The sequence below is a fragment of the Serratia sp. PL7 genome (genome assembly GCF_945957435.1).
Map to the genome: position 1 here is coordinate 214,572 of NZ_CAMFLB010000006.1, position 14,477 is coordinate 229,048.

The following is a 14,477-nucleotide window of genomic DNA, read 5'->3' on the forward strand; positions in this document are numbered from 1 at the left end:
TCAATCTAAAGGGCGCTCTTAGGCGCCCTTTGGTATTTATGCAGTTTCCGACTCAGCCCTAAGCCGCCGTACCCGTTGACTGTAATAGCCAAGCGACTGCTCCAGCGTCTCTAGCGTGACCGGTTTCGACAGGCAGTTATCCATCCCGGCCTCAAGACAGCGCTGTTTCTCTTCTGCCAACGCATTAGCCGTCACGCCAATCACTGGAGCCGTGAAGTTCGACTGACGCAGGCAACGTGTCAATTCATAGCCATCCATGTTCGGCATATTGACGTCGGTCAGAACTATATCCACCGTATTGCGTTCCAATACGCTGAGCGCGTCGACACCATCATTGGCAGTGATCACCAGATAGCCCAACGATGCCAGTTGATCGGACAGTAAGCGCCGGTTAATCGGGTGATCGTCCACCACCAGCAGGCGAATATCCCCATTATCGGCACTATTGGCCTTAACCGGTAACGGCAGTTGCACCAATGCCTTGTCGCTTTCGGTAACCACACCAAACAGCCGGTTCAACAGCAGGATGGCATCCCGTGGCGTAGAGGTACTATGCAGCCAGTAACCCGGATGCGTTTCCAATGACGGCCCGATGTGCGCGATGGAGAACTCTATCTGTGCCAACAGCGGGGTATCCACCTGCAAAGGATAATCGCTGAGCAGAACATCCCCTGTCGCGGTTTGCTGCCCCTCATAACGTAATACCGTGGCACCGTAGCCGCCAAGGATCGCCTGCAGATAACTTTCCAACCGCTGATTACGAATTTGCAGCCACAGGTTTTTGCCCTGCCAGGTATCGCTGGCCTGCGGCGTCGGGAACAACGCCCCAAACAGCGGAATACGAATGGTAAACAAGCTGCCGAGGCCAGGCTCGGACTCCACCGCGATATCACCGTCCATCAGGTTGATCAGTTTTTCACAAATCGCCAGCCCAAGCCCAGTACCCTGGAAATGGCGCTGTACCCCGCTGCCAACCTGGAAGAAAGGATCAAACAGGCGCAGGACTTCTTTTTCTGGAATACCGACGCCGGTATCGCGAACGCTGAACTCCAGATAGCTGTCACGCGTGCAGACTTGCAGGATGATACAGCCGGTATCGGTAAACTTGATGGCGTTATTCAATAGGTTAGACAATACCTGCTGCAAACGCACGGGATCGCCATTGATACGCTCAGGCACTCCTTGTTCAATAAAACAGTACAAACCGAGCCGCTTTTTCACCACCAGCGGCAAGTAGTTGCCCGCGATGTGGGTAATGACTTCCAGGCAAGAAAACTCACGGGGCTCTATCTTCAACTGCTCCGACTCAATCTTGGAGAAGTCCAGGATGTCGCTGATAATCTTCAGCAACAGCCCCGAGGAGTTGCTCATCGCATTGACCAGGCGATCGACCCCTTGTGGCAACGCCTTGGTCTGCAGCAGATCCAGGTTGCCGATGATCCCATACAGCGGCGTGCGCAGTTCATGGCTGACGGTGGCCAGGAACATCGATTTGGACTGGCTGGCCTGCTCCGCTGCCGCGGCCATTTCCTGCAGCGACTCTTCCATTTTGACGCGGGCGCTAACGTCAACCAGCACGCAGATCGCCACGTCCTCATTGCGATAACGGGAATGAACAAAGCTGATTTGCAGGTTGTTGTTGTTACTGGTCATCACATCAACAAAGTTGACCTGCTGTTCGCAGATAATACGCGTAATGCGATCGCGATCCTCGTTGGTCAACAGGTTGATATAGTTATGTGCCAGTTCATTACTCAGGATGTTGGTACCATCACTGATGCGCAGAATGCAAATGCCCACCGGCGCCGACGCCACGATCTTGCGGTTGAACTGTTCATGCTCCTCCAACCGGAAGGCATTCTCCTCCGCAGGCAGGAACATCTTGCGTTCGAACAGCCACGCCAGGCTGAACAACACCACGGCCGACAGCAGGTTAAGCAGCACCGCATTGAGGATCAGCACCTTGAAGCGCTCCACCACGCTCTTCACCGGCAAGGAATACACGATGCTGAGCGACGAAGGCGGCAGCGCCTTCTTCATGATTAGATCCTGGTAACTGTCGACATAGCCAAAATAGGTGTGTTCCTGCGGATAAACATTGAGCGAAGAGGCGTAACGATCGCCATTGGCCAGTTGCAACACAGATTCGTTGTTCTCATCCAGCAGATTTACCCCCACCGGCAAGTTGCTGGTGGTGACAAAGTCCTCCAGGCGGATCGTCTGTTCAATCCCCAGCAACGCTTCCAGTTTGTTACCGACATAGACCGGCGTCATCACATACAGGTAACCTACATCAGGCCGCTGCTGGCTGGGGCTGATCCAATAAAGGTTATTGTCTTTCTCCGCGCTGTTGGCGGCGTTACGGTATTTAAGGATGCGCTCATGCAGCGCCTTGAGCACCTTTTGCCGGTCGGTGATGCCGCTGCTGCTACCGAATTCCGTCATGCACAGGCTATCACTGCCGATGAAAAACACTCGGTTCAGGTCATAGGCTGCGACAAAGTTTTCTTTCCAGTATTGGATCAGACCGTTTAACGAGGTGATCGCGTCACGGTAGTTGGAGTTCAGCGCGCAGTTGGATTCCGGGTACAGCGGCTTCATCTCCGGTTGGCTGTCTTTGCCATTCATCATGCCGGTGAACAGCTCGAGGCTCCCTACCGTGCCGTTGAGGCGGTTTTCCGCCATGTATTTGATGTCGCGTATGATATCCGCCGAATGGCGAATGTAGCCCTGTGCCTGGTCAAAGTTGAGATTGTATTCCTGCCTGATATCGGATTCTTTCTCATGCACGATATCCAGGATATAAAACGTGGTCAGCAGTGCGCCCAGCGACCACAGCATGAACGCCAGCACCCGAAACAGATAGCGGGAAATTTTTAACGTGGTACGGAAAGAGGCTAAGTATTTCAAGCAGGTACCATGCCAGAGTAAGGGGTGACGAGCATAATCATAGCAAAACAACGATCCCGTGCAGCATCGACAAGTGATTGCAGCAATTAAACCATACAACTGAAAAAGGGCCTAGCATCGCTGCCAAGCCCTTTTTGATCCACCCAGATTGTACGAGATCGCACTATTTAGGCGTTCTCGTCATCCAAATCGTCTGCGGTGCCGGTATCCTCATCACCCTCATCGAGTGGTGTGGTATCTTCTTCCGCTTCATCGCTACCTGGTTCAAGGCTATCAAGCTCTTCATCTTCAACCGGTTCAGCAACGCGCTGCAGGCCGACGACGTTCTCGTCTTCCGCAGTACGGATCAGAGTGACACCCTGAGTGTTACGGCCAACCACGCTGACTTCCGCGACACGGGTACGCACCAGCGTACCTGCATCGGTGATCATCATGATTTGATCGGTAGTTTCTACCTGCACAGCCCCAACAACCTGGCCATTACGCTCGCTGACCTTGATGGAGATAACCCCTTGGGTCGCGCGCGATTTGGTCGGATATTCCGTTACCGCGGTACGCTTGCCGTAGCCGTTCTGCGTCACGGTCAGGATATCGCCTTCACCGCGTGGAACAATCAGCGAAACTACACGATCGCCTTCACCGAGGTTGATACCGCGTACGCCGGTAGCGGTACGGCCCATCGAGCGCACCTGCCCTTCTGGGAAGCGCACCACTTTACCGTTGGCGGAGAACAGCATCACTTCGTTGCTGCCGTCGGTCAGGTCAACACCAATCAGCTCGTCACCCTCGTTGAGGTTAACGGCGATGATGCCAGCACTGCGTGGGCGGCTGAACTCGGTCAATGCGGTTTTCTTCACGGTACCGCTGGCGGTAGCCATAAACACATGGCGCCCTTCTTCGTATTCACGCACCGGCAGAATGGCGGTGATACGTTCGTTGGCTTCCAGCGGCAACAGGTTGACGATCGGCCGGCCACGAGCACCACGGCTGGCTTCCGGCAGTTGATACACCTTCATCCAGTACAGGCGACCACGGCTGGAGAAGCACAGGATCGTGTCGTGGGTGTTGGCCACCAGCAGACGATCGATAAAGTCTTCTTCTTTAATACGGGCGGCTGACTTGCCTTTACCACCGCGACGCTGTGCTTCATAGTCGGTCAGAGGCTGATACTTCACGTAGCCCTGATGCGACAATGTCACGACCACATCTTCCTGGTTGATCAGGTCTTCGATGTTGATATCAGACGTGTTGGCGGTAATTTCGGTACGGCGTGCGTCACCGAACTGATCGCGCATGGCCACCAGTTCTTCACGGATCACTTCCATCAAGCGGTCTGGGTTTTCCAGAATAAAGATCAGCTCGGCGATGATGTTCAGCAGCTCTTTATACTCGTCCAGCAGCTTCTCGTGCTCCAGGCCGGTCAGTTTCTGCAAGCGCAGATCCAGGATCGCCTGAGCCTGTTGCTCGGTCAGGTAATATTTACCGTCACGGATACCGAACTCTGGCTCCAGCCACTCTGGGCGTGCCGCGTTGTCACCGGCGCGTTCCAACATCGCCCCGACGTTACCCAGATCCCAAGGTTGCGCGATTAACGCAATCTTCGCTTCTGCCGGAGTCGGCGCACGGCGGATCAGTTCGATAATCGGGTCGATGTTGGCCAACGCAATGGCTAACGCTTCCAGGATATGGGCGCGATCGCGGGCTTTACGCAGTTCGAAAATGGTACGGCGGGTCACCACTTCACGGCGGTGGCGCACAAATGCACGCAGAATATCTTTCAGGTTCAGCAACTTTGGCTGGCCCTGATGCAGTGCCACCATGTTGATACCGAAGGTGACCTGTAGCTGAGTCAGCGAATACAGGTTATTCAGCACCACTTCACCCACCGCGTCACGTTTGACTTCAATCACGATGCGCATACCGTCTTTATCAGACTCGTCACGCAGCGCGCTGATGCCTTCAACGCGTTTTTCTTTCACCAGCTCGGCAATTTTCTCAATCAGGCGCGCTTTGTTCACCTGATAAGGAATTTCATGCACGATGATGGTTTCGCGGCCGGTTTTAGCGTCCGCCTCTACCTCGGCACGGGCGCGGAGATACACTTTGCCACGGCCAGTACGGTAGGCTTCTTCAATACCACGACGGCCATTGATGATTGCCGCCGTCGGGAAGTCCGGGCCTGGGATGTGTTCCATCAGCCCTTCAATGCTGATGTCTTCATCCTCGATATAGGCCAGACAGCCATTGATAACTTCAGACAGGTTATGCGGCGGAATGTTGGTCGCCATACCTACGGCGATACCGGACGAGCCGTTGACCAGCAGGTTCGGGATCTTGGTTGGCATAACGGCCGGGATCTGCTCGGTACCGTCATAGTTTGGCACGAAGTCGACGGTCTCTTTTTCCAGATCCGCCAGCAGTTCGTGGGCGATTTTCGACATGCGCACTTCGGTATAACGCATTGCTGCGGCGGAGTCGCCGTCCACAGAACCGAAGTTACCCTGGCCGTCCACCAACATGTAACGCAACGAAAACGGTTGGGCCATACGGACGATCGTGTCATACACCGCGCTGTCACCATGCGGGTGATACTTACCGATCACGTCCCCAACGACACGGGCCGATTTCTTGTATGGTTTATTCCAGTCGTTACCCAGTACATTCATCGCGTACAGAACGCGGCGGTGCACCGGCTTCAGTCCATCACGAACATCTGGCAACGCACGGCCGACAATAACGGACATCGCGTAATCCAGATACGAGCTTTTCAGCTCTTCTTCGATATTTACCGGTGTGATTTCTCTGGCAAGGTCGCTCATGGAGCTGCTATCCCTCATACTGAATGATTCATCTGCCTTGGCGTAGTGCCAAAGGTGTAAAACTATATCACAAAGCGCGCTTTACGGGGAAATTACCGGCGCTGTTTCGCTGAAATGTGCTGCCCTGCGGGCGAAAAATGCCCCGGTAACAACAGCGCTGCGCCAAGCGTGCCGGAACATGTATAATCTGCACCATAAGAGAACCAGGAGCTAATAACGCCCATGAATGCTGAATCATCCCGTCACGCGCCAAACGTTGATCACCAGGAAATCGCCAAATTTGAAGCTGTCGCCTCGCGCTGGTGGGATCTGGAAGGTGAGTTCAAGCCGTTGCATCGGATCAATCCGCTGCGTCTGAATTATATCATGCAGCGCGCAGGAGGCATTTTTGACAAACAAGTGCTCGACGTTGGCTGTGGCGGCGGCATTCTGGCAGAGAGCATGGCGCGTGAAGGTGCGTTGGTAACCGGGCTGGATATGGGGGCAGAACCGCTCCAGGTGGCGCGACTGCATGCGCTGGAAAGCGGTATGCAGGTGACCTACGTGCAAGAAACGGTAGAAAGCCATGCGCAGGCTCATCCGCAACAGTATGACATCGTCACCTGTATGGAGATGCTCGAGCACGTCCCGGATCCGGCCTCCGTCGTGCGCGCCTGTGCACATCTGGTCAAGCCAGGCGGCCATGTGTTCTTCTCCACCATCAACCGCAATACCAAAGCCTGGCTGATGGCGGTCATCGGCGCTGAATACGTGCTCAAAATGGTGCCACAGGGCACCCATGATCATAAGAAGTTCATCCGCCCTTCTGAACTGATCGGTTGGGTCGACGGCACCGAACTGCGTGAAAAACATATCATCGGCCTGCATTACAACCCGATCACCGACCATTTCAAGCTGGGCCGTAACGTGGATGTGAACTACATGGTCCATACCCAGCACCAGGGTTGAAACGGCCACAACGTACCGGCGACGATGTTTCCGCCGCCGGTACGACTAAGCGTATAAGATAAATACCTATTTATCCGTTTTCGATCAAAAAAGCCGATCTAAACCGTTTTTAAGAATATAAAAGCAGATCAATATGCGGTTTTTTTCTAACGTTTAATAAAGCGGCAAACGATCGAGGTTTTCAGAAAATCAGCAAAATCTCCTCGCGCTTATTGACAACCTTGTCACCCCAGATAGGGCGCGCACTAGGAACAATTGGTAACATTTCACCCCCAAGTTATCCACAAGATCGGCAGGTTTTGTTCACTTGCAAACCCACCGTTTTATCACTATCTTGTTACCTCACCGACATACACCCCCTATATATAGTGTTTACATACTGAGCAGAGCGACTACACTTTCTGCTTAGGGGAATCTCACGGACAGGTAAAAATGAACCAAAGCCTACTTGTAACTAAACGCGATGGCAGTAAAGAGCGCATCAACCTCGACAAAATCCACCGAGTCATCGACTGGGCCGCGGAAGGTTTAAACAACGTCTCGGTCTCTCAAGTAGAGTTACGTTCACATATTCAGTTTTATGACGGCATCAAAACCGCCGATATTCATGAAACCATCATCAAGGCCGCAGCCGATCTGATCTCCCGTGACGCACCGGACTATCAGTATCTGGCCGCTCGCCTCGCCATCTTCCATCTGCGTAAAAAAGCTTACGGCCAGTTTGAGCCACCGAAGCTGCTCGACCACGTCGCACGCATGGTGGAGATGGGCAAATACGATAAACATCTGCTGGAAGACTACACCACTGAAGAGTTCGAGCAGATGGACTCCTTTATCGATCACTGGCGTGATATGAACTTCTCTTACGCTGCCGTGAAGCAGTTGGAAGGTAAATATCTGGTGCAGAACCGCGTCAGCGGCGAGATTTACGAGAGCGCACAGTTCCTGTATATCCTGGTAGCCGCGTGCCTGTTCTCCAACTACCCGCGCGCCACCCGTCTGGACTACGTAAAACGTTTCTATGACGCGATCTCCACCTTCAAGATTTCACTGCCTACGCCGATCATGTCTGGCGTGCGCACCCCAACCCGCCAATTCAGCTCTTGCGTGCTGATCGAGTGTGGTGACAGCCTGGATTCCATCAACGCCACCTCCAGCGCCATTGTGAAATACGTTTCACAGCGCGCCGGTATCGGTATCAATGCTGGCCGTATCCGTGCCTTGGGTAGCCCAATTCGTGGCGGTGAAGCCTTCCACACTGGCTGTATCCCGTTCTACAAACACTTCCAGACCGCGGTGAAATCCTGCTCTCAGGGCGGCGTACGTGGTGGTGCCGCAACGCTGTTCTACCCAATGTGGCATCTGGAAGTGGAAAGCCTGCTGGTGCTGAAAAACAACCGTGGGGTTGAAGGCAACCGCGTCCGTCATATGGACTACGGCGTGCAGCTCAACCGCCTGATGTATCAGCGCCTGATCAAGAATGAAGACATCACCCTGTTCAGCCCGTCTGACGTTCCAGGGCTGTACGACGCGTTCTTCGCCGATCAGGACGAGTTCGAGCGCCTGTATACCCTGTATGAGAAAGACAGCAGTATTCGTCAGCAACGAGTGAGAGCGGTAGAACTGTTCTCACTGATGATGCAGGAACGTGCTTCTACTGGCCGTATCTACATCCAGAACGTCGATCACTGCAACACCCACAGCCCGTTCGATCCGCAGATCGCCCCGGTACGCCAGTCAAACCTGTGCCTGGAAATCGCTCTGCCGACCAAACCGCTGGATGACGTTAACGACGAAAACGGCGAAATCGCGCTGTGTACGCTGTCCGCATTCAACCTGGGTGCGATTGAAAGCCTGGACGATCTGGAAGAGCTGGCCACGCTGGCCGTACGTGCACTCGACGCCCTGCTGGATTATCAGGATTACCCGATCAAAGCCGCTCACCGTGGCGCGATGGGCCGCCGTACCCTGGGTATCGGCGTGATCAACTTCGCCTATTACCTGGCGAAGAACGGCGTACGCTATTCCGACGGCAGCGCCAACAACCTGACCCACAGAACCTTCGAAGCGATCCAGTACTACCTGCTGAAGGCCTCGAACCGTCTGGCTCAGGAGCAAGGGGCTTGCCCGTGGTTCAATGAAACCACCTATGCGCAAGGCATCTTGCCAATCGATACTTACAAGAAAGATTTAGACGCGATCTGTAACGAACCGCTGCATTACGACTGGGAAAGCCTGCGTAAAGAGATCAAAGAGACCGGCCTGCGCAACTCAACGCTGTCTGCCTTGATGCCGTCGGAAACTTCGTCGCAGATCTCCAATGCCACCAACGGCATTGAGCCACCGCGCGGCCATATCAGTATCAAAGCGTCCAAAGACGGTATTCTGCGCCAGGTCGTTCCTGAGTATGAGCGTCTGAAAAACGACTACGAACTGCTGTGGGAATTACCGAATAACGACGGTTACCTGCAACTGGTTGGCCTGATGCAGAAATTTATCGATCAGTCGATCTCGGCAAACACCAACTATGACCCAACCCGTTTCCCGGGTGGCAAGGTGCCGATGAAGCAGTTGTTGAAAGACCTGCTCACCACCTACAAGTTCGGTGTCAAAACGCTGTATTATCAGAACACCCGCGACGGTGCAGATGATATCCAGGAAGACATGCAGCCTGCTCAGGGCGGCGATGACGACTGTGAAGGCGGCGCCTGCAAGATCTAACGTTTGATACAGCGGGCCGGAACTCTTCCGGCCCCTTTACTTTTCAGCTCGGCACTAATGGATCCAAGCTCATGGCTTACACTACTTTTTCTCAAAACAAAAACAACCAGTTGCTTGAGCCGATGTTCTTCGGCCAGTCGGTCAACGTGGCGCGTTTCGACCAGCAAAAACATGAAATCTTCGAAAAGCTGATCGAAAAGCAGCTCTCCTTCTTCTGGCGTCCGGAAGAGGTTGACGTCGCGCGCGATCGTATCGACTATCAAGCGCTGCCGGAACACGAGAAGCACATCTTCATCAGCAACCTGAAGTATCAGACGCTGCTGGATTCCATCCAGGGCCGTAGCCCTAACGTGGCGTTTCTGCCGCTGATCTCCATTCCGGAGCTGGAAACCTGGATCGAAACCTGGTCATTCTCAGAGACCATTCACTCGCGTTCCTACACTCATATCATTCGTAACATCGTTAACGATCCGTCGGTGGTGTTTGACGATATCGTCACCAACGAGGAGATCCTCAAGCGGGCAAAAGATATCTCCGGCTACTACGACGATCTGATCGAAATGACCAGTTACTATCATCTGCTCGGTGAAGGCACGCACCAGGTCAATGGTAAAACGGTGACCGTTAACCTGCGCGCCATCAAAAGGCAGCTGTATCTGTGCCTGATGAGCGTCAACGCGCTGGAGGCCATTCGTTTCTACGTTAGCTTTGCCTGTTCGTTTGCTTTCGCCGAGCGTGAGCTGATGGAAGGCAACGCCAAAATCATCAAGCTGATCGCCCGCGACGAAGCCCTGCACCTGACCGGTACGCAACATATCCTGAATCTGATGCGCTCAGGCGCCGATGACCCAGAGATGGCCGAAATCGCCGTGGAATGCCAGCAAGAGTGCTATGACCTGTTCGTCCTGGCGGCACAGCAGGAGAAAGAGTGGGCCGAGTATCTGTTCCGCGACGGCTCCATGATTGGTCTGAACAAAGACATCCTGTGCCAGTATGTGGAATACATTACCAATATCCGCATGCAGGCCGTTGGCCTGGGCTCACCGTTCCCTACCCGCTCCAACCCAATCCCATGGATCAACGCCTGGCTGGTGTCGGATAACGTGCAGGTGGCTCCGCAGGAAGTGGAAGTCAGCTCTTACCTGGTCGGCCAGATTGACTCTGAAGTCAACGCCGACGACCTGAGTGATTTCGAGCTGTAAGTGGCTGCACCAACCATCACGCTGCGTGCCACCGGTACGCAGCTCTCCTGCCCCGAAGGTGAAAAATGCCTGCTCGACGTGCTGGAACTGCATGAGGTGGAGGTGGAATACCAATGCCGCTCCGGCTATTGCGGTGCCTGCCGAGTGAAATTACTGAAGGGTGAGGTCGCTTACCACCAGCAGCCGTTGGCATTTATCAATCATGGCGAGATCCTGCCCTGCTGCTGCATGCCCGCCATGGATATCGAGCTGGAAATCTAACTCAATAAAATAATCATCAAACACTGAATACCCTAAGAATTTCAAGTTGCAGCTAGGCGGCAAGGGGGTAAACACCCGCAGCCAACAACGCTGCAGCTTGAAAGGCGACCGGTATCAATGCCCAACACGAAGAGTCTCAAACACCCGCAAAGCGTGTAACAACCCACTCCCACAGCGAATACCCCTTATATTGTTATGATCCATAAGGGATATCTCACCGCCATGAACGAGTTTCTACTCGATAATTTCTACAATTTCCAGCCAGCCGTTTTTGCCGCAAACCTGGCCGCCATTCAGCCAACGGCGCAGCATATCCAGCGCCAGCATCGCGACCGACTCCTGGCGTAAACGCAGGCCATGACGTGAAGCACGATAGCTCACCGTCTGGCCAATACCGCCTTTTGGCGTATGCAGGGCAACACTGACACGATCCCCTGCCATGGCGCTAACCGCCAACGCCAACTGCGCACCGGTGAGCTGCGCCAAAGACTGGGCACGCGCCAGCACTGTTGCCAATGCCTCGGAGCAATGCGCAGGTAGCAGTTCGCCACCGGCCAGCGGGGCAGCTTCGCTCTGCAACTGCAGGTTGATTAGGCCGGCGGTAAATTGCTCGCTCAGCGCCAGCGTCAAGTTCTGCTGCTGTAAGCGTTGCGTCAGCTCTGCCGGTAGCCCAGCCGTTCCTTCAAAAATCGTATTGTCACCCGCAACCTGCCGCACTCGCTGCCAGGCTTGTTCCATCGCGGCACGCTGAGCCTGTGGGCCAGTCAACTTCAATTCAATAATCGGACTGGAAGAGCGATAGCCCAGTACGACGCCCGGCGGCAAAGGCATGCCGTCCAATTCAGCAGCCAAGTCGCTTTCCGAAGTCCCGAAGGTGGTAAGGCGAAGGCACAATGGCGGCTCAGGCAGAGTAAAGCTCTGTCGCAGACGTGGCAGGATCTGCTCTTCTACCATCACTTTAAATTCGGAAGGCACGCCCGGCGTAAAGAACATCCGGCACTTATTCAGCGTTAAGGCGAAGCCGCAGGCGGTACCTACACGGTTATCCAGCATTTCCGCATTAGCCGGGATCTGCGCCTGTTTACGGTTTGAAGCCGCCATTGGGCGGCCACGTTCCGCAAAGTAGGCCTCCATACGGGCGATCCATTCAGGATGTTCGACCAATTCGGTATCACAAGCCTTGGCCGCTGCCAACGCACTGAGATCGTCGCTGGTTGGCCCCAGACCGCCGTTGACGATCAGCACGTCGGCAATATGGCTACGCTCCTGCAGGATTTCGATCAGCGAAGAAAGGCTATCCCCCACCGTTTCGCGCCCGCTCATCGGTAAGCCTTGCTGGAACAGGTAATCTGCCAGCCAGGCGGCGTTGGTATCAATAATTTGCCCATGCAGCACCTCATCACCGGTACTGAGCATCTCCACCCTTAACATTGATCTCTCCCTTATGTTCAGATCCCTCCACTATAGAAGCCCGTAAACAACTTTTCACTACGCAGCGAACGATATTGCTGTCTAAAGGCATTTTTTAATACCGCCGCCCTCCCACCCACAACCGTAAATTTATATGTACACCAGACGTAACGTCGGTTTGACACAAAATCGGCAATCAACTATTCTGCCGCACTAAAAATAGGCCCCCGAAAACGCCTATAAATCATCCAATAGCAGAGAAAAACGTGAAGAATCGTACGCTGGGCAGTGTTTTTATCGTGGCAGGCACCACCATTGGTGCGGGGATGCTGGCTATGCCCCTGGCGGCAGCGGGTGTAGGTTTTGGCGTAACGCTGGCATTGCTGGTCGGGCTGTGGTTATTAATGTGCTATACCGCGCTGTTGCTGGTCGAAGTTTATCAGCATGAGCAGGCGGACACCGGCCTGGGAACGCTGGCCAAACGCTATCTGGGCGGTGGTGGCCAGTGGCTTACCAGTTTCAGCATGATGTTCTTGATGTATGCGCTGACCGCTGCCTATATCAGCGGCGCTGGCGAACTGCTGGCTGTCAGCATCAGCCAGTGGACTTCTCAGGACTTCCCGACTTACCTCGGCGTACTGCTGTTCACCTTGGTCGCAGGGGGGATCGTCTGCATCGGCACCCATTCGGTAGATCTGTTCAACCGTATTCTGTTTACCGCCAAGTCGATTTTCCTGATCGTCATGCTTGGTCTGATGATGCCGCACATCCAGCAAACCAACCTGCTGACGCTCCCGCTGGAACAGGGGCTGGCGCTCTCGGCAATCCCGGTGATCTTCACTTCGTTTGGTTTCCACGGCAGCGTACCCAGCATCGTCAACTATATGGGCGGTAACATCCGCAAGCTGCGTTGGATCTTCATCATCGGCAGTGCCATCCCGTTAGTGGCTTATATCTTCTGGCAGTTGGCGACGCTGGGCAGCATCAGTTCCACCACCTTTGTCGGTATTCTGGCACAACAGGCCGGGTTGAACGGTTTACTGCAAGCGGTACGCGACGTGGTCGCCTCGCCGCATGTCGAGCTGGCGGTACACCTGTTTGCCGATTTGGCACTGGCAACGTCGTTCCTGGGGGTTTCGCTCGGGTTGTTCGACTTCCTGGCCGATCTGTTCAAACGCCGGGATAACGTGCGGGGCCGCTTGCAGACCGGTGCCATCACCTTCCTGCCGCCATTGGCATTCGCCCTGTTCTATCCGCGCGGTTTTGTGCTGGCACTCGGGTTCGCGGCAATCGCGCTGTCCGTGCTTGCTCTGTTGCTGCCTTCATTGCTGGTCTGGAAAACTCGTCGTCGGCATCAGGCCAGCTATCGAGTCTGGGGCGGGACACCAGCGTTGGCGTTGGTGTTTGTCTGTGGGGTGGCAGTGATCGCCATTCAGCTCAGCATCGCCAGCGGTCTGTTACCCGCCATCGGCTAACATAAAAAAATGGGCGCAGCCTATGCGGCGCCCGTTGAAGATCAGGCAGGATTAGAAGCCCACGCCCACGCCAATATAAGGGCCATCGGCTATCGCGTTGTCGCGGTTGCCGTCTTTACCTTCGATGTTGATGTAACGATAACCGACATCCACATTGAACGGACGAACGTTTAAGCGCACCCCGCCATTGGCCTCGTTATAAGCTTTTGCCCCGCTGGTCAAAGACTCCGGCGCAAAATAGCCTTCACCATACAGGCTGAGATAGCGGTTGAGCTCCCATTGCAGACCGCCTCCTAATGCCAATGCTCCGCCATTTTTGCCATCTTCCGGGCTAAGATAAATGGCCTTGCCGCCCACGGTAGCCGTCAAAGGCCCAACCGGCAGGCCGAAGCTCAATCCCAGGCTACCAATGTCACCATCATGATCGCTACGGATCCAGTTGCCGCTGATCCCCAAGCCCGCCGTTGTGCCCCCCAAGCCTACACCAAGGTTGGTGTAATGTTCCCCTGCCTCACCGCTCACGCTGATCGCATTGGCAGAGCCAGCCACAAACAGCAAACCTGCTGCGCACGCGACTAAAGTTTTGTTCATTATTGATCCTTTTCATTCTTCATCATCAAGGAGTGATGATGTCTATCACCGCAAAAAACACACGGGTCAGTGTAACCGAGTTGTCATCAATTCCCGGCTAATTTAAAGCAATAAACTGTTAATTTTTCAATAAACTGTAA

9 protein-coding genes are annotated in these 14,477 nt (G+C 54.3%); 5 read left to right on the forward strand and 4 right to left on the reverse strand.

Annotated elements, in window-relative coordinates:
* Positions 1 to 36: 36 nt before the first annotated feature.
* Positions 37 to 2,910 carry a two-component system sensor histidine kinase RcsC gene (rcsC, locus tag N6G83_RS25320; protein ID WP_211136572.1) on the reverse strand — a complete coding sequence of 958 codons (2,874 nt, stop codon included), beginning with the start codon at positions 2,908 to 2,910 and terminating at the stop codon, positions 37 to 39.
* Positions 2,911 to 3,077: 167 nt separating this feature from the next.
* Positions 3,078 to 5,729, reverse strand: coding sequence for a DNA topoisomerase (ATP-hydrolyzing) subunit A (gene gyrA / locus N6G83_RS25325; RefSeq protein WP_024529616.1), 2,652 nt, complete (start codon positions 5,727 to 5,729; stop codon positions 3,078 to 3,080).
* A 222-nt stretch (positions 5,730 to 5,951) separates the two neighbouring features.
* On the opposite strand from gyrA, the gene ubiG reads away from it, so the two are divergent.
* From ubiG to yfaE, 4 genes are all read left to right on the forward strand, one after another.
* Positions 5,952 to 6,677 (forward strand): bifunctional 2-polyprenyl-6-hydroxyphenol methylase/3-demethylubiquinol 3-O-methyltransferase UbiG, encoded by a 726-nt coding sequence (gene ubiG / locus N6G83_RS25330; protein ID WP_021178493.1) that lies wholly within the window; start codon positions 5,952 to 5,954, stop codon positions 6,675 to 6,677.
* Positions 6,678 to 7,109: 432 nt separating this feature from the next.
* The gene (nrdA, locus tag N6G83_RS25335; protein WP_065683116.1) at positions 7,110 to 9,398 is read left to right on the forward strand and encodes a class 1a ribonucleoside-diphosphate reductase subunit alpha; all 2,289 of its coding nucleotides are present in this window, start codon (positions 7,110 to 7,112) and stop codon (positions 9,396 to 9,398) included.
* A gap of 71 nt (positions 9,399 to 9,469) precedes the next feature.
* Complete coding sequence (gene nrdB, locus N6G83_RS25340) at positions 9,470 to 10,600, forward strand: class Ia ribonucleoside-diphosphate reductase subunit beta (protein ID WP_024529614.1); 1,131 nt, start codon at positions 9,470 to 9,472, stop codon at positions 10,598 to 10,600.
* A complete protein-coding gene (gene yfaE, locus N6G83_RS25345; protein ID WP_021805960.1) occupies positions 10,601 to 10,861 on the forward strand; it encodes a class I ribonucleotide reductase maintenance protein YfaE in 261 nt (86 codons plus the stop codon).
* A 234-nt stretch (positions 10,862 to 11,095) separates the two neighbouring features.
* On the opposite strand, the gene N6G83_RS25350 is transcribed toward yfaE, so the two are convergent.
* Positions 11,096 to 12,292, reverse strand: coding sequence for a nicotinamide mononucleotide deamidase-related protein YfaY (locus tag N6G83_RS25350; RefSeq protein ID WP_211136570.1), 1,197 nt, complete (start codon positions 12,290 to 12,292; stop codon positions 11,096 to 11,098).
* Between the two features lie 245 nt (positions 12,293 to 12,537).
* On the opposite strand from N6G83_RS25350, the gene tyrP reads away from it, so the two are divergent.
* On the forward strand, positions 12,538 to 13,746 hold the full coding sequence (gene tyrP / locus N6G83_RS25355; protein WP_024529612.1) for a tyrosine transporter TyrP: 1,209 nt from the start codon (positions 12,538 to 12,540) through the stop codon (positions 13,744 to 13,746).
* A 51-nt stretch (positions 13,747 to 13,797) separates the two neighbouring features.
* On the opposite strand, the gene N6G83_RS25360 is transcribed toward tyrP, so the two are convergent.
* Positions 13,798 to 14,337: a YfaZ family outer membrane protein gene (locus N6G83_RS25360; RefSeq protein ID WP_024529611.1), complete on the reverse strand. Its 540-nt coding sequence runs from the start codon at positions 14,335 to 14,337 to the stop codon at positions 13,798 to 13,800.
* Between the last annotated feature and the right edge of the window lie 140 nt (positions 14,338 to 14,477).